This is a genomic window from Arthrobacter rhamnosi (assembly GCF_054510975.1).
Window position 1 is genome coordinate 769306 of record NZ_JBTNDN010000002.1, and the last position, 21822, is coordinate 791127.

The following is a 21822-nucleotide window of genomic DNA, read 5'->3' on the forward strand; positions in this document are numbered from 1 at the left end:
GCGTCCGCGTTTCATTGGCAGACGGAATTACCTAGGCTGTAGCAGTGATCTTCAAAGCAGTAGGCGACGGCCGCCCATACCCCGACCACGGACACGTGACCCCCAAGGACTGGGCGGAAGTGCCTCCCCGGCAGGTGCGGCTCGACGAACTCGTGACCACCAAGACCACGCTCGACCTCGAGGCGCTGCTCGCCGAGGACTCGACGTTCTTCGGTGACCTCTTCCCGCACGTGGTGCAGTGGAACGACGTGATGTACCTCGAGGACGGCCTCCACCGCGCCGTCCGGACGGCGCTGCACCAGCGGACCATCCTGCACGCGAGAGTCCTCGTGCTCGATGACTGAGAAGGATTCGCCGCGCCTGCAGCGGGCGGAGGCGAAACGGGATCCCACCGAGTGGCACGGCCACCGGATCGTCACCGAGACGGACCTCGGCGCCGTCTTCGAGGCCGACGACGACGCCCGCTCCCGCCGCGTGTCGACGCGCAGGATCCGCCACGGCATCGTTCTCGTGCTCCTCGTGGGGCTCTTGGCAGCAGCGGTCTATACAGCCCTCGCGCTGGCGCGCGGTGACATCAGCATCGGTCCCCTCGGTGCCTCCGGCGCCTCGCCGGCCCCGACGTCGACCTGCCCGGCCGGGCTGTTCGACTACCAGGACCCGAGCTCGATCACTGTGAACGTCTACAACAGCACGACCATCGACGGACTCGCCGGGACTGTGGCCGAGCAGCTGCGGGGGCGCGCCTTCGCGGTGAAGGGCATCGGCAACCGGGAGGTCGGAGCCACGGGGATGACCGCGATCATCGTGTCGGGGGAGGGCGGACGCGCCAACGCCTTCACGGTCCAGCGGACCATACCGGAGTCGATCTACGTGGCCGACGAGCGCGAGGACAGGTCGGTCGACGTCATCCTCGGGTCCTCCTACAAGGACCTCGTCCCGCCGGAGGCCGTCGACACCACGCCGGCAGGGCTGACCTGCGCCCCGGAGGAGGGGGCGGCGCCCACGCCCACGGCGCCGTAGCGCGGCCGAGGGCAGGATGGGGTGACGCCGGCGGCTCAGGTGCGGCGGCGCACCGCACGACGACGAACCGCGAGCGGATAGGCGACCCACAGCAGCACCACCGCCACCAGCAGGACGCCGGTGACGACGAGTCCGGCCGGGCGGTTCACCACGATGTCGAAGATCAGGCCTGCGGTCCCGGCGAGGACGAGCCCCACCAACCCGGTGGTCACCTGGATGATCCTGCCGGTGTGGTGCACGAGGGCATCCTTCACCCTCAGCCCGAACAGGACGCGGTGGAGGTTCACGGCGGAGAGCACCATCGCCGTGATCAGCGCCGAGAGGCAGACGAGGCACAGGTAGGTGATGACCTGCACGTCGTCGAGCTCGGCGAAGCGGCTCTGGAAGGGCAGCGTCAGCAGGAACCCCGTCAGGATCTGGATGCCCGTCTGCATGACGCGCAGCTCCTGCAGCATCTCCTGCCAGTTGCGGTCCAGGCGCTGGTTGCGGCTCTCGCCGCGCCCGTCGTCGTCCGCCGCAGTGCCCCGGGGATCGGCGCCCCGGGGTGTCGCGGCCGGGGGATCGCAGTCCTCCAGCCCGGAAGCTGCCGTACCTGCCGTGCCGTCGCGGGCCGCGCCCGCCGGTGTGCTCACCGTCCTGTTCCAACCGTTACCGGGATGATCGCGCGCCGCCCTGCCATACGGCATCGAACGGGGCGTTGGATGCGACCCGGTTCCGGATGCCCTCGGTGACGAACTCCTTGGCGGTCCGGGCGGCGTCGAGCGGTGCCGCACCCTTCGCGAGCTCGGCTGCGATCGCCGCGGCGAGGGTGCAGCCGGCGCCGCTGACGGCTACCTCGCCCACCTTGGGAGCGGACAGGACCTCCAGCGTCTCGCCGTCGAAGTAGACGTCCACGGCGTCGGGGCCCTCGATGCGCACGCCGCCCTTGGCGAGGACCACGGCGCCGCTCTGGCCGTTGATGATGCGTGCCGCTTCCTTCAGGTCCTCGAGGGATTCGATCGTGATGCCCGAGAGCGACTCCGCCTCGAAGTGGTTGGGTGTGACGAAGGTAGCCAGAGGAAGGATGTTCGCCTTGAGGGCCTGGTCCGTATCCAGTGCGGCGCCGGGCTCCTGCCCCTTGCAGATCAGCACCGGGTCGAGCACCACGTTGTCCCATTCCTGGCTCTGGAGCGCTGAGGCCACCGTGTCGATGGTGGCGGGCGTGCCGAGCATGCCGAGCTTGACCGTCCGGAGGGGGTAGCAGGACTGGATGGCCTCGAGCTGGTCGGCGATGACCTGCTGGTCCACGGGTACGAAGCGGTGCTGCCACTCGTTCTTCGGGTCGAAGGAGACGATGCAGGTCAGCGCCACGATGCCGTACACGCCCAGCTCCTGGAACGTCTTCAGGTCGGCCTGGGCACCGGCGCCGCCCGTCGCCTCCGATCCGGCAATGGTCAGGGTGGCGGGGGGCGCGGAAGTCTGAGTCTCGGACATTTTCCTAGTCTGCCCGAACCTGCTCCGCGGCTGCCACCCGGTCCCGCCCACGGATCCCATGGAGCTCCAGCCCCGGTGTGCGGTAGGCGCTGTCGCACCGGGTCGCCGGACCGGACCGTCCGACCCTCCGCGCGTCACCTCCGGCGACCGGTGGATCAGGCGGCTGGGAGTGTGCTCCCGTGATCGCTCCGGTGGCGCTACTCAGCGCACACGGACCATCTTCCAGACGCTGGCGCGGGCCACTGCGCCCGCACCGCCGATGATGAGGGCGATGGGGAGGTTCTCCAGCACCACCCGGGAGGGCGACAGCAGGGTGATGATGAGAAAGGCGACGAGCGTGAAGACGCCGAAGAAGACCCCGATGTGCACCCACTGGTTGCGGACGGGCCGGAGCAGGAACCCGAGCATCACGCCGAGCGGCAGGGCCGTGACCGCGCCGAGCAGGCCCCCGTACGCAAGGGCGAGGACGAAGACGCCCGGCGCCATGTCCCCCGCCCACGGGAGCGAGAAGACCAGCGCGAGGACCGACAGTCCGACGAGGAATCCGACGGCGACGGCTGCGGGTCCGAAGGTGACGTGGTGGCGCGGCGGTGGTCCGCCGTCCTGTACGTCGTCGTTCAGCTCGTCGCTCAGCTCGTCGTCGTTGTTCACGTCGTCGTCGTCGGCGGTCACTGCCGCGTGCCCCGGATGAGCTGGACGATGTCCTCGACGATCTTCCGGACCACGGGAAGCCGGGAGAGGATCACGAGTTTGGAGATGAGCGGAGCTGCCTGGTCGATCAGGCGTCGGGTACGGAGCTGACCGGGCGAGGAGTCGTAGACCCAGAACAGGGTGATGGCCATGGACGCGTACCAGAGGAGCTCGGGCAGGTCGTCGCGGATGGCGAGGGGTGGCTGCGGCCGCGACATGGCGACCGCCTGCCGGAACAGTGCGATGGCGCGGGCTCGGGCGACGGCTGATTCGCTGCCGAAGGGGCTCGTGGTCCTGGACGGCCGGATGGAGATGCTGATGAAGTTGGAGCCGAAGTCGTGGTACGGCCCCATGACGTCGATGTGGGTGTTCAGGACTATCCGCAGGAGTTCCCCGAGGTTCTGTCCCTCGCGCAGGAGCGGCAGGGCGCGGGCGCGGTGCTCCTCCTGCAGGCTGCGGTAGAGCTCGTGGACGAGGTCGTCCTTCGAGGCGAAGTAGTAGTACGCGCTCCCCGTCGAGACGCGTGCCTCGGCGGCGATGGTCCGCATGGTCGTCTTCTCGTAGCCGATCTCCCGGAACAGCCGGAGCGCGGTGGAGACCAGCAGCTCCCTGGTCGCTTCGCTCTTGGCAGTGGGCGTCGGCACGGATCTTCCTTTCGAACGTGTTCGATTCGAAGTGTAGTGCTGATTTGAACGCGTTCAGACCGATCGGTGCGGGCCGCCCGTCCTCCTCCACCTTTGTGCCGCCGCGCCGGGTGCCCAGACCCGTTGGTTCTCCTCCCCGGGATGGCGCTCCGCCACGGATTTGCGCGCTCGGCTGCCCGCGGAAGTGCTCAGCGGGACGTCGAGGAGGTGGTCGGCTGCCTGATCGCCTGCCGCCCTTCGACAGGGAACCTGCGGCTATGGCAGCGCCGTCAAGACTGTGGGGCCCGCGCAGCCCGGGCGGCGGCGCAGTGGAGGGCAGAACGGAGCCGGGCTTCCAGTTCCGCTTCGCGGAAGAGGTCGGCCCACTCGAGTCGAAGCACGGTCCACCCGATCTCCGTCAGCGCCTTTTCGCGCCGTCGTTCCTGGTACAGGACCTCGCTCGTCGGCGCGGCGCCGAAGTACTTCACCTTCCCGTCGAACTCCAGTCCCACCAGCAGGTCCGGCCAGGCGAAGTCGAGCCGATACCGGCCGAGATGGGTCAGTACATCGACCTGCGATTGGGGAGCGGGCAGCCCGAAGTGCAGCAGCCGGCTCCGGGTCAGAGTCTCGCCGGGCGACTCGGACAATGGATCCGACGCGGCAAGCACGGCACGCGCCCGGGCCACTCCCTTGGCGGGTCCGAGCAGTTCGATCCGGGTGATGGCCGCTGCCCGCGAAACGCCGCGAGCGAGGCACTGATCGGCGATGATCAGGGCCTTGTCGAACGGGAGGGTCCGCGCACAGTCCGTTGTGGTCTGGAGGAGTGACGTCACGGGCAGTCCGCGGAGGAGGACGACGTCGTCCGCGGCGAGGCGGGCGCTGTGGTTCAGCACGTCCGCGCCGTGGCTCGCGTTCGAGGTGCGCGTCGGCTGGGTGACATGGACCGCAGTGCCGGGCCTCCACAGGCTGAGGCCGTGGAGTACGGCGGCCGTCTCATGGCTGTAGACGTGCTGTGCCGTCGGAAGGCCCACGAGGGAGTGGTGATGAGCCTCGGCCTGGAGTGCGAGCCGTTGCATCGTTGTGAGCCCGGTCCACTGGAGTTCCGGGACGTAGCAGTTCTTCCGCAGCCGTCGCAGATCACCGTGGGCCACCAGTCGCTGGATCCGCTGGCGGCTCAGTCCCTCGTCGAGGAGTTCCCGGTACCGCCACAGTGTCGGGGTCTCAGTGACATCCAGTGGTGAAGGCATGCTGTGACAGTGGCAGGGTGCGCGCCGCCGATGGCTCCGACGTCGTCCGATGTGGACAAACGACTCTGCGGCTGCGGCCGGACCCGTGGCACAGGCCCCGTGCCGGTGGGGCGCCGCCACGGCTCTGGGCACCCGGCGCGGCGGCCCGACGACGGGGAGTTGCCAGCGCGACCGGACCCCGACGACGGGGCTAGGCGTAGTACCTCCCCAGCACCTCGTCCTTCAGCTCGTAGAAGGTGCCGTCGTCGATGGCCGCGCGCGCGTCGTCGACCATCCGCACCACGAAGCGCTCGTTGTGAATGGAGATCAACGTAGCCGAGACCATCTCCTTGGCCTTGAACAGGTGGTGGATGTACGCCCGGGTGTAGTGGGTGCAGGTGTAGCAGTCGCATCCGTCGACCAGCGGGGTGAAGTCCCTCTTGAAGCGCGAGTTGGAGAGGTTCCAGCGGCCGTCCGGGGTGTAGAACGCCGAGTTGCGGGCCACGCGTGTGGGGGAGACGCAGTCGAACGTGTCGGCGCCGTTCTCGATGCCCGTGAAGAGGTCGTCCGGTTCGGAGATGCCCAGAAGGTGGCGCGGTTTGTCCTCGGGCAGCTCGTCGCTGCACCAGCCGAGGATCGTCCCGAGGTTCTCCTTCTCGAGGGCGCCTCCGATCCCGAAACCGTCGAAGTTCATGGCCCCGAGGTCCGCGGAGGCCTTCCTGCGCAGGTCCTCGTACTGCGCGCCCTGGATGACGCCGAAGAGGGCCTGGTAGGGGCGGTGGCTGCGCTCGCCCGTGAGCCGCTCGTGCTCGGCGATGCAGCGCAGGGCCCAGAGCCGGGTCCGCTCGAGGGACTCCTCCTGGTAGCCACGTGAGTTCATGAGGGTGGTGAGCTCGTCGAACGCGAACATGATGTCGGCTCCGAGCTGGTGCTGCACCTGCATCGAGATCTCGGGGGTGAAGCGGTGCCGGTCGCCGTTCAGGTGGGACTTGAACCAGACGCCGTCGTCGTCGATGTGCGCCAGGCGCTCCTTGCCGACGGCGATGCGGTCGTCGGCTCCGGCCTTGTCGGCATCCACGGGCACGTCCATGGTGATGACCTTCTTGAACCCGGAGCCGAGGCTCATGACCTGGAACCCGCCGGAGTCGGTGAAGGTGGGGCCGGGCCAGTTCATGAAGGCGCCGAGTCCGCCGGCCTCGTCGAGGATGTCCGCACCGGGCTGCAGGTAGAGGTGGTACGCGTTGGCCAGGAGCGCCTGGGCGCCGAGTTCGGCCATGGCTCCGGGGAGGACCGCCTTCACCGATGCCTTGGTGCCCACGGGGATGAAGGCCGGCGTCCGAATCTCACCGTGCGGGGTGGTGATGGTCCCGGTGCGCCCGTGCCGGTGCCCGCCGTTCCCTGCTCCCGGCGTCGTGTCCTCGAGGCGGTTGGAGACGGAGAAGGAGAACGAGGACTGCTGGGACTGTGGATGCACCACCCTATTTTGCCAGCCCGGAGCAGGCGGCCGGTCCGCGGCGTCAGGCCCCGGTCAGCTGGGCGTTGAGCGAGGCGACGGCGGCGAGTTCCGCGGCGATCCGGCGCTCGAGCACCTCACGGCTCAGGGTCTCCGACCCGCCGTGCGCCCGCAGGTACAGCAGGACGCCGATGCGGAGGATCCGCCAGTCGCGTTCGACGTCGATGCTGCCGGCGGCGGAGGCACGCAGGATCTCCGGGTCGTAGACGTTGGGCTCGTTGAGCTGGCGCTGCCGGTATACCGCGGCGGTCTTGGCGCGCAGCGGGTCCGTCTCGGCGTCGTCGGCCGCGCGGATGGCCGCGGAGTACCGGGCCGAACGCTCCTCGTCGTGGCGGGTGAGGTACGCGGCGATCGCGAGTCCCCCCTCTATCCACTTCCACCGCCCGAAGTTCCCGTCGAACGGGAGCTCCGCGAGCAGATCGGCGACGGTGAGGGCGGCGGCGGTGTCGCCCTCGTCGATGAACAGCGTGAGGGCGAGCTGCTGGAGGTCCTGGAGGTTGCTGCCGGCCTTGAGGTTGATACCCCGCGCCAGGCGGGCGGCGATCTCCTGGATGACGCCGCTGTCCGCGTGTGCCTGCGCTATCTGGGCGACGAGCGCCTCCGGCGATCCGTGGTCCGCGGCGACCGCCGAGACGCCGATCTCGGCGTCGGCCGGCTCGACATAGACCATCGACCCGGTGGCGATGGAGACCCGGCGCCCTCCGGCCACGGTCGCGATCACGAGGGCGGGTATTCCGAAGTCGTCGTTCTCGACGGCGACGGCGGTGACCTCCGCCGAATCGTCGCCGTCGGGGAGCGCGAGTACGTTCCCTGCCGCCAGTACCTCTGCCGGAACTGCGCGCAGTCCAGTCCTGTCCAATCTGCCCACCATCATGTACGTCGTGCCAACCTCTGCCAATAGCCCCCCGGATGTCGCCAGCGCTCAGCGCGCCCGTTTCACGATACGGTAACGCGGCGCCCGGCGGGTGCTCCTCCGGCCGGGGTGCGGCTAGCGGCCCCAGCCGGCGTGCGCGAGCGCCTGCCGCAACAGGTCCGCGCGGCCGCCCGAGAACTCCGCCTGGATCGAGGGGCTGAGCGCTTCGGACGGGGTCAGCCAGGACAATTCGAGGGCGTCCTGGCGGGGACTGCACTCGCCGGTCACGGGGATCAGGTACGCGAGGGCGACGGCGTGCTGACGGTCGTCGGTCAGGCCGGTCTCGGAGGGGGACGGGAAGTACTCCGCGATGGTGAAGGGCACGGGCGACGGCGGGAGCTGCGGGAGGGCGAGCGGGCCGAGATCCTTCTCGAGGTGGCGGAGCAGGGCAGCCCGGATCGTCTCCCGGTACATCACGCGCCCGGAGACGAAGGTCCGCACCATCTCGCCCTGCTCGTTGGCCTGCAGCAGCAGCCCCACCTGGTTGACATACCCGAGGGCGTCGCACCGGACGGGAATCGCCTCCACGTAGACCATCGGCAGGCGGCGGCGGGCCTCGTACAGGTCATCTTCGGAGAGCCAGCCCGGGTTGGGGTCAGGGGTGCGTACGTTCATACCCCAGTTTTAGCAGACGCTCAGTAGGGGACGGGCCGCACGCATTCTCCTGAGAATCGCCTGACTTCCCGATTACCTCATTCGGGGGATCAGGAGATCCGAGTACCACGGGCCCGCGCCCAAAACCCGAACGAGAGAGACGATTGAGCGTAGACAACCCGTGCGCGGGTATCAGGAATACACCCGTGACCCAAGGAGATCGGGATGTCTGGAAAGAGCCGGATTGCCGCCATCGTCGTCACGGCCTTCGCACTCTTTCCGAGCGCCGCCGGTTGTTCCGCGCTTGCACCGCACGCATCAGCTGCACCGGCACTTGCAGTGCCCACGATGACAGTGGCAGGGTACAGCGTCGACGGCCTGACCTACATCAAGTGGAATGCCAACCGCGCCGCGCTCGGCGACCCCATCGGCAGCAAGGGCTGCGACGCTGTCAGTTGCTCGCAGCGCTTCCAGAAGGGCTACGTGCTCTGGACCCAGAAGACCGGCGCCCAGATGGTGCTCAATTACGCGATCGGCGCGCGGTATTCCGCCGCCGGGTGGACCAGGGGATTCCTGGGTCACCCCACCGGTGACGAATTCAGGCTGACAGTCCGCGGCGGAGCGGTCCAGAATTTCCAGAACGGCTATATCTACTGGTCGCCTGCGACCGGTGCCCGCGTCGTCACCGGTGCCATCAAAGGCTATTACGCGGCGAACCAGTACGAGCGCGGCTTCCTCGGCTACCCCAGATCCGAAGAGATGGCCGTCCCGAACGGCGTCCGGCAGGATTACGAGGGCGGGAAGGTGTACTGGTCGGGCTCCAGCGGCCGGGTGTTCACCACCACGGGCGGTTACATCCAGACCTACTACGAGAACAAGGGCGGCGCACGGTCCTCCCTCGGCCTGCCGACCAGCAACAAGACCGCCTGGCAGGGCGGTTACTACCAGCGTTTCCAGGGTGGCGTGATCACCTGGGGTCCGAACGCTGGTGCCAGGAGCATCGACGCGGGCCACTTCAACACGCTGGCTGTCGACTTCGGCAGGTACGGCTGGCCGACGACGGACACCTGGAAGGATGCCACCGGTACCCACACCCAGTTCCAGAAGGGCATCATCACAACGGGTGCCGCTCCGGCCACTGCACCGCCGGTATCCTCCGTCTACCCGTTCACCGATGTCCGGGCTACCGCGGCGTCGGTGGTGCTCTACGGTGATTCCCAGCTCGACGGCGACTCCTGGAGCGAGCAGGGTGCCCGTGCTCTGGGCTTCACCGACCAGACTTCACACCTGGCTTACGGTGGAATGGGTTACTCGACCTTAAGCTCCTGGGCCGGTGGGACGGGCTGGACCGCGGTTCAGCAGGGGCTGGTTCCCTTCCTGGGAGGGACTCCGGGCTTGGTGCTGGTCACCCTGGGCGGCAACGACGCAACGACATGGAAGACCGATGCACAGGTCATCGCCGACAGCTCAGCCCTGTGGGGCAAGCTGAAACTCATGTACCCGCAGAGCAGGATCGTCATCAACGGTGTCATGTCCCGCAGCGATGATTCGCACGTCCAGCGGCGTCACATCGACGATGTACTGGCAGCCAATGCTGCGAGGGACGGTGTCACCTTCATCTCCGTCGCCGGCCTCGCCAGTACGGCCGCGGCCCAATACCTGGACGATGTCCACCTGGCACAGGCTGGGCACGATGCCGTCGCCACGCTGTACATCCCGAAATTGTCGGCCGCACTCGGTAGGTAATCCGGTCACGACCACGAGGGGAGGTTCCGCGGCCGCTCGCTGATCCGGACCTCCGCGCCCCAGGGAGCGCGGACACGAAGCGACTGCTCGTGGCTCTCTCCGGCGACCACGGGCCCGAAACCTGCGGCGGTGAGGTCCGCGGCCAGGTCCCGCACATCGCCGTCGTACTCGAAGGCTGGCTCCATCCCGGCGCGCTCCGCGGAGTGGACGGCGACGAGCCCGCCGTTCTTCATGGTGAAGTCGTTCCGTGTGCCGGAGCTGCTCCTCGGTCTGGCGCCCATGTCCTTCAGGACGCGGACCGCGGCGGTGACGTCGGGCGTCTGCCAGAGGGCGAGGACCACCAGGGGCGACGCCGGAGCCCCCGTCTCGCGCGGACCCGCCTCGGCGGGGAGGGAGGCCCCGTCCGGAGCGGGCACCCGGGCGACGAGTCCGTGCTCCCCGGTGAGCTCGACGGGCGTGCCGGCTTCGGCGGTCCTCCGCGCGAATTCCCGCACGTCGCCGACCTCGAACGCGAGGGCCGTGGTGCCGTCCCCGGGGCTGCCGGCCGGACAGGAGCGAAGCGCCAGCCGGCCGCTCCCGGCGTCGAAGACGGCATACGAATCGTTCGGCGCCGGGTCCTGGGCCGCGCTGAGTCCGAGTGCGCGGAGGAATACGGCGCCGTGGGCGAGGTCGGAGGTGGAGACGACGGGACGGACGCGAAGCATCGGTCCTCCTTCGGATGAGGGACGCCCGTCCGTCGCTGCGGACGGGGAGTCGCTGGTAGGGAGTTGCGGACGGGGAGTCGCCGGTAGGGAGTTGCGGACAGGGAGCCACCGGCAGGAGGATACGGACGACCCGTTCCCGGATGGCGCGGGTCGTCCTAGGGTGAGTGCATGAAGGCCGAACTTCCCGAACTCCTGCTGCCCGACGCGGCGGCCTGGCGGCACTGGCTCGAGGAGAACCACGACGCCTCGCCCGGCGTCTGGCTGATCGAGCACAAGAAGGGCGGAACGACGACGCTGCTCACGTATGCGCAGGCGGTCGACGAGGCGCTCTGCTTCGGCTGGATCGACGGGCAGGCGCGGGCACGTGACGACGGCAGCTACTTCCAGCGCTTCACACCCCGTGGGCCGCGCAGCATCTGGTCCACCCGTAACCAGGGCCTCGTCGAGCGGCTGCGGGCCGAGGGGCGCATGCGCGCGGCGGGGGAGCGTGCGGTCGCCGCGGCCCAGGCCGACGGCCGGTGGGAGCGGGCCTACGCCGGGCCCGCTACGGCCGAGGTCCCGCCCGAGCTGATGGCCGCGATCGAGGCCGACGCCGCCGCGCTCGCCACGTTCCGCACCCTGTCCTCCCAGAACCGCTACGCGCTGATCTTCCGCCTCGCCCAGCTCAAGACGGATGCGGCGAAGGAGCGGAACATCACCAAGTTCGTCGCCATGCTGGCCCGCGGTGAGACCTTCTATCCGCAGGGCAGGAAGCAGGACAAGGAGCGGGACAGGGAGCAGGACGGCTAGCGGCACGCCCTCTCGGCCTCCAGGACCGTCCAGGCCTGGAGTTGGGACGACAGGCTCACCGGTCCCTCCTGCGGCGGCGGAAAGAGGAACACGCCGGGGCCCGCCTGCATCCGGGCCGTCCAGAGCCGCTCAGCGGTGGTCCCGAGCAGCGAGCGGCCGGTAGCGGCTGTGCCCGCGCCGATCCCGGGCGTCGAGACCGCCAGGGCGAGGTAGCGCCCTAGGATCCCGGTGAACAGGCCGCCGTCGCCGCTGGATCCCAACGTCAGTGCGCCGTCGTCGTCCGCTGTGGAGCGGGAGACCGCGTCCACCAGGTCCGCCGCATGCTCCAGGTTCTCCCGGCCGCCGACGGCGACGAGCGCACCGAGCACCGTGCCCTGGTTGTAGGTGTACACCCTCCGGTCGACGACGCCGCCGGCGGATCCGTCCGCCTTCACCCCGTCCAGGTACAGCCCCGTGGCCGGGTCGTGTACGCGGGTGCGGAGCCAGCCGAGCAGTTCCTGCGCCCGGCCGAATTCGCCGGCGCGGGCGAAGAACAGGGCTGCCGGCGCCGTGGTCGCGGTGTTCTTGTAGTCCCTCGTGGTGTTCCAGAAGATGCCGCCGCCGAGCTCGTCCGTGTGCGCCGACCGCAGGGCGTCACCCAGGACGCGCACGCGGCACCGGGGCCGTCGCCGCCCCTCCACCGCGTCGAGGCGCTGGAGGGCCAGGGCGAGCCATGCCATGTCGTCGTAGTAGGAGTTGCGCCAGCGGCCGCCGTTCCGCAGCCAGATACCCCGAGCCAGCTTGCGGGCCTCGGACAGGGCGTTCCCCGCGGGATTCCGGAGGTGCTCGTCCAGCAGGCAATCGAGGAAGTGTGCTTGCCACCAGTAGTGCCAGTGATGCCTGCGACCGTTCGGGGCAGGGAAGGCGATTGCTCCGAGCCTCGTTCCGGGGACGTGCAGGCTCCGTCGGGAGAACAGGTGCCGCACGCTGCGGGCGGCCGACGCAGCGGCCTCGTCGGGAATGGGCATATGACCACCCTAGCCACAGGTCGTGCCCCCCGCGTTGGGCAGGATGCGCAATCGACCGCCGTCCGGGTGCGCAGTGGTCCGCGTCACAGTACGCTGGGCGCGTGGATGGACCAATGGCGGCCTTCCCGCAGTGGAAGGATCAGGCATGGATATCAGGGGAGCAGTAGCCCTCGTCACCGGCGGCGCATCCGGACTCGGCTTCGCCACCGCCCACAGGCTGTTCGACGACGGCGCCTCGGTGGTACTGGTCGACCTTCCGCAGTCCGCCGGCGCCGATGCGGCAGCCGGCCTCGACCCCGCCGGCACACGCGTCCGCTTCGTCGCCGCCGACGTCGCCGATCCCGCCCAGGTCCAGGCCGCGGTCGCTGCGGCGTCGGAGCTCGGCCCGCTGCGCATCGTGGTGAACTGCGCCGGCATCGCCACGCCGGGGAAGGTCCTGGGGCGCGACGGCGTCCTCCCGCTGGAGCAGTTCGCGCGCGTCATCACCGTCAACCTGGTGGGAACCTTCAACGTCCTCCGGCTCGCCGCCGAGGCCATGGCGGCGACCGGCACGGTCAGCGGGCTCGGCGGATCGGAGGAACGCGGCGTCATCATCAACACCGCCTCCGTCGCCGCCTTCGACGGCCAGATCGGACAGCCCGCCTACTCGGCCTCGAAGGGTGGCGTCGCAGCGATGACACTGCCCCTCGCGCGGGAACTCGCCCGCTCCCTGATCCGCGTCGTGACCATCGCCCCGGGGATCTTCGAGACCCCGATGATGGCCGGGCTGCCGCAGGAGGCCCAGGACTCGCTCGGCGCGCAGGTGCCGCATCCGTCACGCCTCGGCAAGCCCGCGGAATACGCCGCGCTCGCGGCACACATCATCGAGAACCAGATGCTCAACGGCGAGACGATCCGCCTCGACGGCGCCATCCGCATGGCGCCGAAGTAGCCGTTCCACGACCTCCCGGTCTCAACCGAAAGGACGGCTCGATGGAGAGCCAGTTGCCTACCGCCGATCTCCTCGGCTTCGAGTCCCTGCTGGCCGCCCATGAGCGGGAGAAGCTGCAGGACGTCCGGGATTTCCTCGCCAAGGAGGTCTCGCCGCACGCCATCGAGTGGTGGAACCGGGCCGAGTTCCCGTCCGGGATCCTGCCCAAGCTGGCCTCGCTGAACCTGAGTACGCCTGTGCAGCAGGGGTACAGCCACCTGTTCAGCGGCTTCGTGATCGCCGAGCTGACCCGGGCCGACACCTCGATCGCGACGTTCTTCCTGGTCCACCACGACCTCTTCGTCGAGGCCCTCCACATCTTCGGGAGTGAGGAACAGAAGGCCCGCCTCCTGCAGGACGCGATGAACCTCAGGATCACCGGCGCGTTCGCCCTGACCGAGCCGCAGCACGGGTCCGACGTCGCGGGCGGCATGGCCACGACGGCGACGCGCGACGGCGACAGCTGGGTCCTCAACGGGGCGAAGCGGTGGATCGGCAACGGCACGTTCTGCGACTACATGCTGCTGTGGGCGAGGGACACCGCGACAGGGGACGTCCGGGGCTTCATCCTCGACGCCTCGCTGCCCGGGGTGACCCGGACGGCCATCGACAACAAGATCGCGCTGCGGACGGTCCAGAACGCCGACATCACCCTGACGGACGTGCGGATCCCCGAGGCGGACCGCTTCGCCGGCATCGAGTCCTTCGACGACACCCGCCAGCTCCTGCTCGGATCGCGCATCCTCGTCGGCTGGCAGGCCGTGGGGCAGCAACTGGCCGCGTTCGACGTCGCACGGCAGTACGCGGTCGAGCGCCACCAGTTCGGCAGGCCGATCGCAGGCTTCCAGCTCGTCCAGGACCAGCTCGTCACCATGATGGGCAATACGACGGCGAGCCTGGCCGTCATGGCGCGCATCGCGCAGCTGCAGGAGGGCGGGGCGTCCGACATGGTGCAGGCCGCCTTCGCCAAGTCCTTCACGACGGCGCGCATGCGGGAGACGGTCGCGCTCGGGCGGGGCATCCTGGGCGGGAACGGAATCGTGACGGACTACGCCATGGCGAAGATCTTCGCCGATGCCGAGGCCGTCTACACGTACGAGGGGTCGTACGAGATCAACAGCCTGATCGTGGGCCGGGCGCTGACGGGCATCTCCGCCTTCGCCTGACGCGTCCTCTGCCGGCGCCGCGCCGTCGTTCCCGGCTTTTGGCTCTCGAAGAGCGTGTCGGGCGGCAACACGCCGGCGTTCGACCGCGTTGCCGTCAAGAACCAGGAACGACGGCGGAGGGTGCGGCCCGAGCGCCCCGCCCGCGCCGTCGTGCACGCGTTTCAGCGAGGAACTGCGTGTCGGGCGGCGACACGCCGGTGTTCCGGTTCCGTCGCCGGGTGAAGCCGTGCACGACGCCGAAGGAGCCAGCGCCGGGAGGTGTACTGCGGAGCGGCCGCCGCCGTTCCAGGGCTGCGTGCGCCGGCCGGTCCGGTTCACATGGCGGACCGAGTGAGGCCCACGCCACATTACTGGGTAGTATCCCAACAGCAATCCGTCGTATCCAGTGCCGCATACGCCCCGTTTTCCGTGCCCTGAAAGCAGGCTGTTGTGACAGTGCCCCTCGAAGTGTCCCCCGCGCAAGCCGCCGACCAGTTCGGCGAAGCCGCGGGAGATCTCAGTTCCGATCTCCGTGCAGACGTGCGCCGCGTCAGTACCCTGCTCGGCGAATCGCTCGTCCGGCAGCACGGGCAGGATCTCCTCGACCTTGTGGAGCGCGTCCGCCTGCTCACCAAGGAGTCCAAGGAGTCCGGCATCGTCAGCGATGCCGGCGAGCGTGCCGTGCTCGCGGAGCAGGTCCGGGAGCTCCTCGCGGCACTTCCCATCGACCAGGCCACCGAGCTGGTCAGGGCCTTCGCCGCCTACTTCCATCTCGCCAACGCAGCGGAGCAGGTGCACCGCGTCCGCGGACTGCGGACGCGCTCCGAGGAGGACGGCTGGCTCGCGCAGACCGTGTCCCGGATCGCGGCCGACGCCGGTCCCGGGGCGCTCGCCGATGTCGTTCAGGAGCTCGACGTCCGCCCGGTCTTCACGGCCCACCCCACCGAGGCCTCGCGCCGTTCCGTGCTCGACAAGCTGCGCCGGCTCTCCGACATCCTCGCCGAGGCGACCGCGGAGGGCTCGCAGCAGCGGCGCCGCCAGGACCGCAGGCTCGCCGAGGTCATCGACCTGATCTGGCAGACGGACGAGCTGCGCCAGGTACGGCCCACGCCGATCGACGAGGCTCGCAACGCCATCTACTACCTCGGTGACATCCTGACGACGTCGATGCCCGAGCTGCTCGAGGACCTCTCGGACCTCCTCGCCGAGCACGGCGTCACCCTTCCCGCCGCCGGAGCGCCTGTGAAGTTCGGCTCCTGGATCGGCGGGGACCGCGACGGCAATCCCAACGTCACCGCCGCCGTCACCCGGGAGATCCTGCAGATCCAGAACCAGCAGGCCGTGCGGATCGCGATCCACTTCGTCGATCGGCTGATCTCCTCGCTGTCCTCGTCGACCGCGATCGTCGGAGCGTCCGCCGAGCTGACGGAGTCCATCGAGCGCGACCTCGCCAGCCTCCCGCGCCTCGACAAGCGGATCCTCGAGCTCAACGCTCAGGAGCCGTACCGGCTCAAGCTCACGTGCGTGAAGGCCAAGCTGCTCAACACCGCGACGCGCGTCCAGCACCAGACGGCGCATGAGCCGGGCCGCGACTACAACGACACCGCCCAGGTGCTGACGGACCTCCAGCTGGTCGGGGACTCGCTCCGGCAGCACGCCGCGGGCCTGGCAGCCGACGGCGCCCTCGCCACGGCGTCGCGTGTCATCTCGTCCTTCGGCCTGCACCTGGCCACGCTCGACATCCGTGAGCACGCGGACATGCACCACGACGTCGTCGCGCAGCTGACCGACCGGCTGGGTGAACTGGAGGTGCCCTACCTGGAACTGGACCGGGAGGCCCGCCTGGGCGCGCTCTCCCGCGAACTGGCGTCCCGGCGTCCGCTGGCGACCATCAACCCGCCGCTCGACGACGGCGCCCGCCGGACCTTCGATGTCTTCCGCGAGATCGCCTCGGCGCTGGAGACCTACGGACCCGACGTCATCGAGACGTACATCGTCTCCATGACGCGCGGCGCCGACGACGTCCTCGCCCCCGTGGTGCTCGCACGTGAAGCCGGCCTGGTCGACGTCGTCGGGAACGGCTCCGGTGGCCCGGATTCGGGTGCCTTCGCGAAGATCGGATTCGCCCCGCTGCTCGAGACCGTGGACGAGCTCCGGGTCTCGGCGGAGATCGTCGACACCCTCCTCTCCGACCCGACCTACCGTGAGGTGGTGCGCCTCCGGGGCGACCTGCAGGAGGTCATGCTCGGCTACTCGGATTCCAACAAGGAGTCCGGCGTCGTCACCAGCCTCTGGGAGATCCACAAGACGCAGCGGCGCCTGCGTGACGTCGCGGCGAAGCACGGCGTCCGCCTCCGCCTGTTCCACGGCCGTGGCGGGTCGGTGGGCCGCGGTGGCGGGCCTACCTACGACGCGATCCTCGCGCAGCCCAACGGCGTGCTGGAAGGGGAGATCAAGTTCACCGAGCAGGGCGAGGTCATCAGCGACAAGTACTCGCTGCCGGCCCTGGCCCGCGAGAACCTCGAACTGTCCCTGGCCGCCGTCATGCAGGGTTCGGCGCTGCACCGCACCCCCCGCACGTCCGACGACGACCGCGACCGCTGGGCGGAGGTGATGGAGACGGTCTCCGATGCCGCCTTCGCCCGGTACCGCTCCCTGATCGACCACGAGGACCTTCCGGCGTACTTCCTCGCGTCGACGCCGGTGGAACAGCTCGGTTCGCTCAACATCGGGTCGCGTCCCTCGAAGCGGCCGGACTCCGGCAGCGGCCTGGGCGGTCTCCGGGCCATCCCCTGGGTCTTCGGGTGGACCCAGTCCCGTCAGATCGTACCCGGCTGGTTCGGCGTCGGCTCGGGGCTGCGGGCCGCGCGCGAGGCGGGCCACGAGGGCCTGCTCGCCGAGATGCTCGAGCGCTGGCACTTCTTCCGCACCGTGGTCTCGAACGTCGAGATGACGCTCGCCAAGACGGACCTCGAGATCGCGGCCCACTACGTGGAAGCCCTGGTGCCGGAGGACCTGCAGCACCTCTTCGGCGTGATCCGCGAGGAGTACGAGCTGACCCTCGCGGAGATCCGCCACCTCACGGGCGAGCACGAACTGCTCGACAACCAGCCCGTGCTGAAGCGGTCGCTGGCGGTGCGGGACCAGTACCTCGACCCCATCTCCTACCTGCAGGTCGAACTGCTGCGCCGCGTGCGGGCGGAGGCCGACGGCGGCCGCCCCGACGGGCAGCTCCAGCGGGCCATGCTGATCACCATCAACGGTGTCGCTGCGGGGATGCGCAACACCGGCTGATCCCCGGCGGTGCGTGTCCCTTCCGGACTGAGAGACACGCGCCGCCGGAATACGTGTCGGGACGTGCCGGTTGCCGCCTCTGGAAGCTGACACCGGCCCTCGGCCGGATCACCTGCGAGGAGGAGCACCATGAAGGCAGTGTTTTACGAGAAGTACGGCGATCCCGACGTCCTGCAGTACGGGGACCAGCCCGATCCGAAGGTGGGGCCGGACTCGGTCCTCGTCGAGGTGCGTGCATCCTCGGTCAACCCGGTGGACTGGAAGATCACCGCCGGGTACCTCGACGCTGCCCTGCCGGCCTTCTTCCCGGTGATCCCGGGCTGGGATGTCGCCGGCGTCGTCGTGCAGCCCGGTCCGTCGGTGACGGAGTTCCAGGCCGGTGACGAGGTCATCGGGTACGTCCGCATGGACACCGTCGCGTTCGGCACGTTCGCCGAGCAGGTCGCCGCGCCCGTGCGGGCCCTGGCCCGGAAGCCCCGCAACGTCTCCTGGGCCGAGGCCGCCACCATCCCGCTCGTCGGGCTCACGGCGTACCAGTCGCTCCGGTCCATCGGTGTGGGCGAGGGTGACACGGTCCTGGTGCACAACGGAGCGGGTGGCGTCGGGAACTACGCCATCCAAATCGCGAAGGCGTGGGGAGCGCGGGTCCTGGCGACCGCCTCGGAGAAGAACCACGACTTCCTGCGATCCCTGGGCGCAGAGCCGTTGACCTACGGCGAGGGACTCGCTGACCGCATCGCGGCGGCGGCTCCCGAGGGGCTCGACGCCGTCGTCGACTTCGTGGGCGGCGACGACGTGCCTGCCTCCCTCAAGCACCTGAAGACCTGGGACCGGGTTGCCTCCGTGGTCGATGCAGGGGTCAAGGACAGGGGCGGGCGCTACATCTTCGTCCGGCCGAACCCGGAGGACCTGCTCGCCCTGACCGAACTCGTGGAGGCCGGCAGCGTGAAGCCCGTCCTCGCCGGGACCTTCCCGCTGGAGCGCGCCGCCGATGCCTTCCGCAGCAGCATCGAGGGCCACGTGCGCGGCAAGATCGCCGTCACCGTCGGCGACCAGGGCTGACCGCGCGGAAGAGACGCAGTACCGGAGGCCCGTCCGAGTGACGCATCGCTCCAACGGGTTCCCGGGCGCGAGCGCGGAATGCCCGGCCCGCCGCGGCTCAGGAGCGCGAGTCCTCGTAGCCGCCGCCCAGCAGGTCGAGGGGTTCGCGCTTGGCGTCCTCCTCGGCCCGGAGCCAGCGGCGGTAGGCGTGGTCCACGCGGTGCCGGCGCGATCCCGCGGTGATCAGCAGCAGGAAGATGGCCGCAACGGCAGCGAAGGCGATGTCCACCGCGAACGGCTCGCCCAGCACCCGCTCGACGGCGATCCAGAGCAGCCCCCAGGAGGCCGCCGCAGCCACGGAGAGGCGTCCCCGGTCCGTGGAGCAGATGACCGCGGCAGTCAGGAGGACCGCGAGGATGCCGAGGATCGCCCACGTGCTGCCCTTCCAGCCGAACAGGTCGGTGTTCCTGTCCGTGAGGAACGCCGCCGCGTTGGCCGCGGCGGCCACGAGCACCCACCCGAGGTAGAGGCCGATCGGCGTATCCACGAGGGCGCCTTCGAGGCGCGTCTCGGTCGGGTGGTCGTTCAGGGTGCGGACGGCCGACACCAGGGCGACGAGCAGCAGCAGGATGACCAGGAGGCTGAGGGCCAGGCGGTTCGCCTGGGCGCTGAGGATCCAGGCGAGGTTGAGGAGCATCGAGGCCGCGACCGCCCAGCCGAGCCGCCGTTGGCGCTCGCTCATCCGCTGCGAGGGCAGCCACTGGAAGGTCGTGTAGGCCACGAGCCCCGCGTAGATGACGCTCCAGATCGAGAAGGCCGACGACGACGGCGCGAGCAGCGTCGCGTCCGGAGCGAAGAGGCCGCCGGCGGCGTCGCGGATGGACGGACCGCCGAAGGCCCCGACGCCTGCCGCAGACCCGAGGATGCAGGCCGCCGCGCTCAGGGTCACGGCGGACTGCCGCACCGTGTCCGGGTGCCAGGACCCGACGTGGCGGACGGTGGCCGTGCTGCCGCGGCGGATCGCCGTTCCCGTCACGCGTGCCGCGGCGTTCGCCCTGTCGGCCGCGAGGCGGAGTCGCTCACTCCGGGCCGCCGCGAGACGGAGACGCTTACTGCGGAGGGCCACGAGACGGAGCCTGTCACTCCCGGCCGCGCGGAGACGCCCACCGCGGCCGGCCCCGGGGCGGCCAGGGCCCGACGCGCCCTCGCCCCGGCTGACGCCGGCACCGCTTCCCCCGGAGGGGAGGCCCCCGTTCGCGATGCCCGCATCGACCGGCGCCGCCGTCCGGCCGGCTCCCGTGCTCCCGGCGGTCGCCGCGTCGGAGCGCACTCCGGCTGCTGCGCCCCCGGTCGTCCCGGGGGCGGCGGGCTGCGCGGCCTTCAGCCTGTCGAGGACGCTCGTCGTCGGGGTGGAGGCAGGAGCCCCACCGGCGATCATCGGCGGACCGGCCGGCCTGTCAGGAAGCCTGGGGCCCGGGTTGTTCGGGGTGCTCATGCGCTTTTCTGGCCTTCCGGTGTTTCTTGAGGGCGAGGACTGCCGCCGTGATGGCTCCCACCAGCGTACCCACAGCCATTCCGAGCAGAGCGCTGACCCCCGCAGGGAAGCCGGTGGACGCCCCGGCGACGAAACCGAGACCGACCAGCCAGGCGGTCCACAGGACACCTCCGGCCGCCGCGGCGAGCATGAACGGGCGCAGCGGAAGCTCGGCGATGCCCGCGGCCGCCACGCTCGCGGTCCGGCCACCGGGAAGGAAACGGACGGCGACGACGGCCGCGTACGTGGGTGAGGTGCCGGCCTTCTCGATGGTGTTGCGCAACCCGCGATGGATGGCGCGGCCCCACCGGAACCGGTCGAGGAGGTGCGTCAGCTTGCGCCGGAACAGCAGGAAGATGGCGACGTCGCCGATCCAGCTGCCCGCGAACACGACGACGATCACGAACGGAAGGAGCACGATGCCGTGGGCCGCCATGGTGCCGGCGCCGATCACCAGGAGTTCGGAGGGCACCACGGGAGCCACCACGTCGACGAAGATGACGGCGAACATGACGAGGAGGTAGAGCGGTGCTGGGATGTCCGTACCGGGCAGGTCCACCCTGCAAATCTACCGTCCGGACACCGGAAATCCCGGGGGCCGGACGATAATCGGGTGAAGGTCAGGCGAACTCGGCGAGCGTGAGGCCCGACTCGAAACTCCGGTCCGTACCGTCCACGGGGTCGGTGAAGGCGATGCTGTGCGCCAGGAGCTGCAAGGCTTTGGCGTAATCGTCCGGGGCCTGCGGGTGGAGGACGGGGTAGAACGGGTCGTTGAGTATCCCGAGTCCGAGTGATGCCATGTGCAGCCGAAGCTGGTGGGTCTTGCCCGTGTGCGGCTGGAGCCGGTACAGGCCCCGGTCGCCGCGCTGGTCGAGCAGACTGACGGTGGTGTGCGTGTTCGGGGGGCCCTCCACCTCCTGCGCCAGCAGGTAGGTCCGCGACTTGACGATCCGGCTCCGCACGTCCAGGGACGCGGCGTCGAGCCCCAGGTCCGGGCGCACGGGTGCGACCGCCCGGTACTCCTTGCGGATGCGCCGGTTCTCGAAGAGGAGCTGGTACGCGCCGCGCGTCCCCGGATCGACGGAGAACATGAGGATGCCCGCCGTCATCCGGTCGAGGCGGTGCATGGGGATGAGGTCCGGGAGATCCAGCTCCACCCGCAGCCGCACCAGGGCCGATTCCGCCACGTACATGCCGCCTGGCGTGGTGGGCAGGAAGTGCGGCTTGTCGACGACGAGCAGGTGATCGTCCTGGTACAGGACGGACAGCTCGACGGGCAGGCGTTCCTCCACCGGAAGTTCCCGGTAGTACCAGACGAAGGTGTGCTCGCCGAGGGGAGTGGACCGTGTGAGGACCTCCCCGCCGAGTGCGACCACCTCGCCGCGGTCGAAGCGCTCGCCGATGCCCTCCGGATCCACGTGGTCGAAGCGGTCGAGGATGTACTCCAGGGCGGTGCCCCAGGGGCCCTCGGAGGGGAGGCGGAGGCGCGTCGCGTTGACCCCGTTGCGCACGGGCAGGGGGGACTTCATCGCCATCAGCG

General features: G+C 69.8%; 21 protein-coding genes. 8 read left to right on the top strand and 13 right to left on the bottom strand.

Annotated features, from left to right (window positions below; all coding sequences use genetic code 11):
* Nucleotides 1-44 precede the first annotated feature (44 nt).
* A complete protein-coding gene (locus ACX80J_RS07980; protein ID WP_087072852.1) occupies nucleotides 45-344 on the top strand; it encodes a type II toxin-antitoxin system VapB family antitoxin in 300 nt (99 codons plus the stop codon).
* On the top strand, nucleotides 337-1020 hold the full coding sequence (locus ACX80J_RS07985) for a LytR C-terminal domain-containing protein (protein ID WP_459347385.1): 684 nt from the start codon (nucleotides 337-339) through the stop codon (nucleotides 1018-1020). The genes ACX80J_RS07980 and ACX80J_RS07985 overlap by 8 nt, the downstream gene beginning before the upstream one ends.
* Before the next feature lie 35 nt (nucleotides 1021-1055).
* Here ACX80J_RS07985 and ACX80J_RS07990 read toward each other — a convergent pair whose 3' ends face one another.
* The 8 genes from ACX80J_RS07990 to ACX80J_RS08025 all read right to left on the bottom strand — a co-directional run bounded on the left by ACX80J_RS07990 (nucleotide 1056) and on the right by ACX80J_RS08025 (nucleotide 8073).
* The gene (locus tag ACX80J_RS07990; protein ID WP_459347386.1) at nucleotides 1056-1652 is read right to left on the bottom strand and encodes a DUF6328 family protein; all 597 of its coding nucleotides are present in this window, start codon (nucleotides 1650-1652) and stop codon (nucleotides 1056-1058) included.
* 16 nt (nucleotides 1653-1668) lie between these two features.
* The gene (gene thiD / locus ACX80J_RS07995) at nucleotides 1669-2493 is read right to left on the bottom strand and encodes a bifunctional hydroxymethylpyrimidine kinase/phosphomethylpyrimidine kinase (RefSeq protein ID WP_459347387.1); all 825 of its coding nucleotides are present in this window, start codon (nucleotides 2491-2493) and stop codon (nucleotides 1669-1671) included.
* Nucleotides 2494-2694: 201 nt separating this feature from the next.
* Nucleotides 2695-3165 carry a hypothetical protein gene (locus ACX80J_RS08000; RefSeq protein WP_459347388.1) on the bottom strand — a complete coding sequence of 157 codons (471 nt, stop codon included), beginning with the start codon at nucleotides 3163-3165 and terminating at the stop codon, nucleotides 2695-2697.
* On the bottom strand, nucleotides 3162-3827 hold the full coding sequence (locus tag ACX80J_RS08005) for a TetR family transcriptional regulator (protein ID WP_459345905.1): 666 nt from the start codon (nucleotides 3825-3827) through the stop codon (nucleotides 3162-3164). Before ACX80J_RS08005 ends, ACX80J_RS08000 begins: the two co-directional genes overlap by 4 nt.
* A gap of 269 nt (nucleotides 3828-4096) precedes the next feature.
* Nucleotides 4097-5053, bottom strand: a complete 957-nt coding sequence (locus ACX80J_RS08010; RefSeq protein WP_459347389.1) for a type IV toxin-antitoxin system AbiEi family antitoxin domain-containing protein — start codon at nucleotides 5051-5053, stop codon at nucleotides 4097-4099.
* 190 nt (nucleotides 5054-5243) lie between these two features.
* On the bottom strand, nucleotides 5244-6506 hold the full coding sequence (gene tgt, locus ACX80J_RS08015; RefSeq protein ID WP_459345907.1) for a tRNA guanosine(34) transglycosylase Tgt: 1263 nt from the start codon (nucleotides 6504-6506) through the stop codon (nucleotides 5244-5246).
* 43 nt (nucleotides 6507-6549) lie between these two features.
* On the bottom strand, nucleotides 6550-7413 hold the full coding sequence (locus ACX80J_RS08020; RefSeq protein WP_459347457.1) for a DUF6707 family protein: 864 nt from the start codon (nucleotides 7411-7413) through the stop codon (nucleotides 6550-6552).
* A gap of 120 nt (nucleotides 7414-7533) precedes the next feature.
* The gene (locus ACX80J_RS08025; RefSeq protein ID WP_087072867.1) at nucleotides 7534-8073 is read right to left on the bottom strand and encodes an NUDIX hydrolase family protein; all 540 of its coding nucleotides are present in this window, start codon (nucleotides 8071-8073) and stop codon (nucleotides 7534-7536) included.
* Between the two features lie 204 nt (nucleotides 8074-8277).
* Between ACX80J_RS08025 and ACX80J_RS08030 the strand changes: the two genes are divergently transcribed.
* On the top strand, nucleotides 8278-9798 hold the full coding sequence (locus ACX80J_RS08030; protein WP_459347390.1) for a GDSL-type esterase/lipase family protein: 1521 nt from the start codon (nucleotides 8278-8280) through the stop codon (nucleotides 9796-9798).
* 5 nt (nucleotides 9799-9803) lie between these two features.
* On the opposite strand, the gene ACX80J_RS08035 is transcribed toward ACX80J_RS08030, so the two are convergent.
* Entirely contained in the window at nucleotides 9804-10502 is a 699-nt protein-coding gene (locus ACX80J_RS08035; RefSeq protein WP_459347391.1) for a VOC family protein, read from the bottom strand.
* A gap of 168 nt (nucleotides 10503-10670) precedes the next feature.
* On the opposite strand from ACX80J_RS08035, the gene ACX80J_RS08040 reads away from it, so the two are divergent.
* The gene (locus ACX80J_RS08040) at nucleotides 10671-11291 is read left to right on the top strand and encodes a YdeI/OmpD-associated family protein (RefSeq protein ID WP_459347392.1); all 621 of its coding nucleotides are present in this window, start codon (nucleotides 10671-10673) and stop codon (nucleotides 11289-11291) included.
* Here the strand turns inward: ACX80J_RS08040 and ACX80J_RS08045 are convergent.
* Nucleotides 11288-12298 carry a glycoside hydrolase family 76 protein gene (locus tag ACX80J_RS08045; RefSeq protein ID WP_459345911.1) on the bottom strand — a complete coding sequence of 337 codons (1011 nt, stop codon included), beginning with the start codon at nucleotides 12296-12298 and terminating at the stop codon, nucleotides 11288-11290. The two genes, ACX80J_RS08040 and ACX80J_RS08045, sit on opposite strands and share 4 nt — an antisense overlap.
* 145 nt (nucleotides 12299-12443) lie before the next feature.
* On the opposite strand from ACX80J_RS08045, the gene ACX80J_RS08050 reads away from it, so the two are divergent.
* The 4 genes from ACX80J_RS08050 to ACX80J_RS08065 all read left to right on the top strand — a co-directional run bounded on the left by ACX80J_RS08050 (nucleotide 12444) and on the right by ACX80J_RS08065 (nucleotide 18769).
* Entirely contained in the window at nucleotides 12444-13229 is a 786-nt protein-coding gene (locus ACX80J_RS08050) for an SDR family NAD(P)-dependent oxidoreductase (protein WP_459347393.1), read from the top strand.
* A 41-nt stretch (nucleotides 13230-13270) separates the two neighbouring features.
* Entirely contained in the window at nucleotides 13271-14434 is a 1164-nt protein-coding gene (locus ACX80J_RS08055) for an acyl-CoA dehydrogenase family protein (RefSeq protein WP_459345913.1), read from the top strand.
* Between the two features lie 435 nt (nucleotides 14435-14869).
* Complete coding sequence (gene ppc / locus ACX80J_RS08060) at nucleotides 14870-17707, top strand: phosphoenolpyruvate carboxylase (protein ID WP_459347458.1); 2838 nt, start codon at nucleotides 14870-14872, stop codon at nucleotides 17705-17707.
* Between the two features lie 129 nt (nucleotides 17708-17836).
* Nucleotides 17837-18769, top strand: a complete 933-nt coding sequence (locus tag ACX80J_RS08065) for an NADP-dependent oxidoreductase (protein WP_459347394.1) — start codon at nucleotides 17837-17839, stop codon at nucleotides 18767-18769.
* A 97-nt stretch (nucleotides 18770-18866) separates the two neighbouring features.
* Here the strand turns inward: ACX80J_RS08065 and ACX80J_RS08070 are convergent, their stop codons facing one another.
* The 3 genes from ACX80J_RS08070 to ACX80J_RS08080 form a co-directional block, all read right to left on the bottom strand.
* Nucleotides 18867-20243 (bottom strand): tryptophan-rich sensory protein, encoded by a 1377-nt coding sequence (locus tag ACX80J_RS08070; RefSeq protein ID WP_459347395.1) that lies wholly within the window; start codon nucleotides 20241-20243, stop codon nucleotides 18867-18869.
* The gene (locus tag ACX80J_RS08075) at nucleotides 20206-20841 is read right to left on the bottom strand and encodes a DedA family protein (protein ID WP_459345916.1); all 636 of its coding nucleotides are present in this window, start codon (nucleotides 20839-20841) and stop codon (nucleotides 20206-20208) included. Before ACX80J_RS08075 ends, ACX80J_RS08070 begins: the two co-directional genes overlap by 38 nt.
* Nucleotides 20842-20902: 61 nt before the next feature.
* Nucleotides 20903-21811, bottom strand: a complete 909-nt coding sequence (locus ACX80J_RS08080; RefSeq protein ID WP_459345976.1) for an RluA family pseudouridine synthase — start codon at nucleotides 21809-21811, stop codon at nucleotides 20903-20905.
* Between the last annotated feature and the right edge of the window lie 11 nt (nucleotides 21812-21822).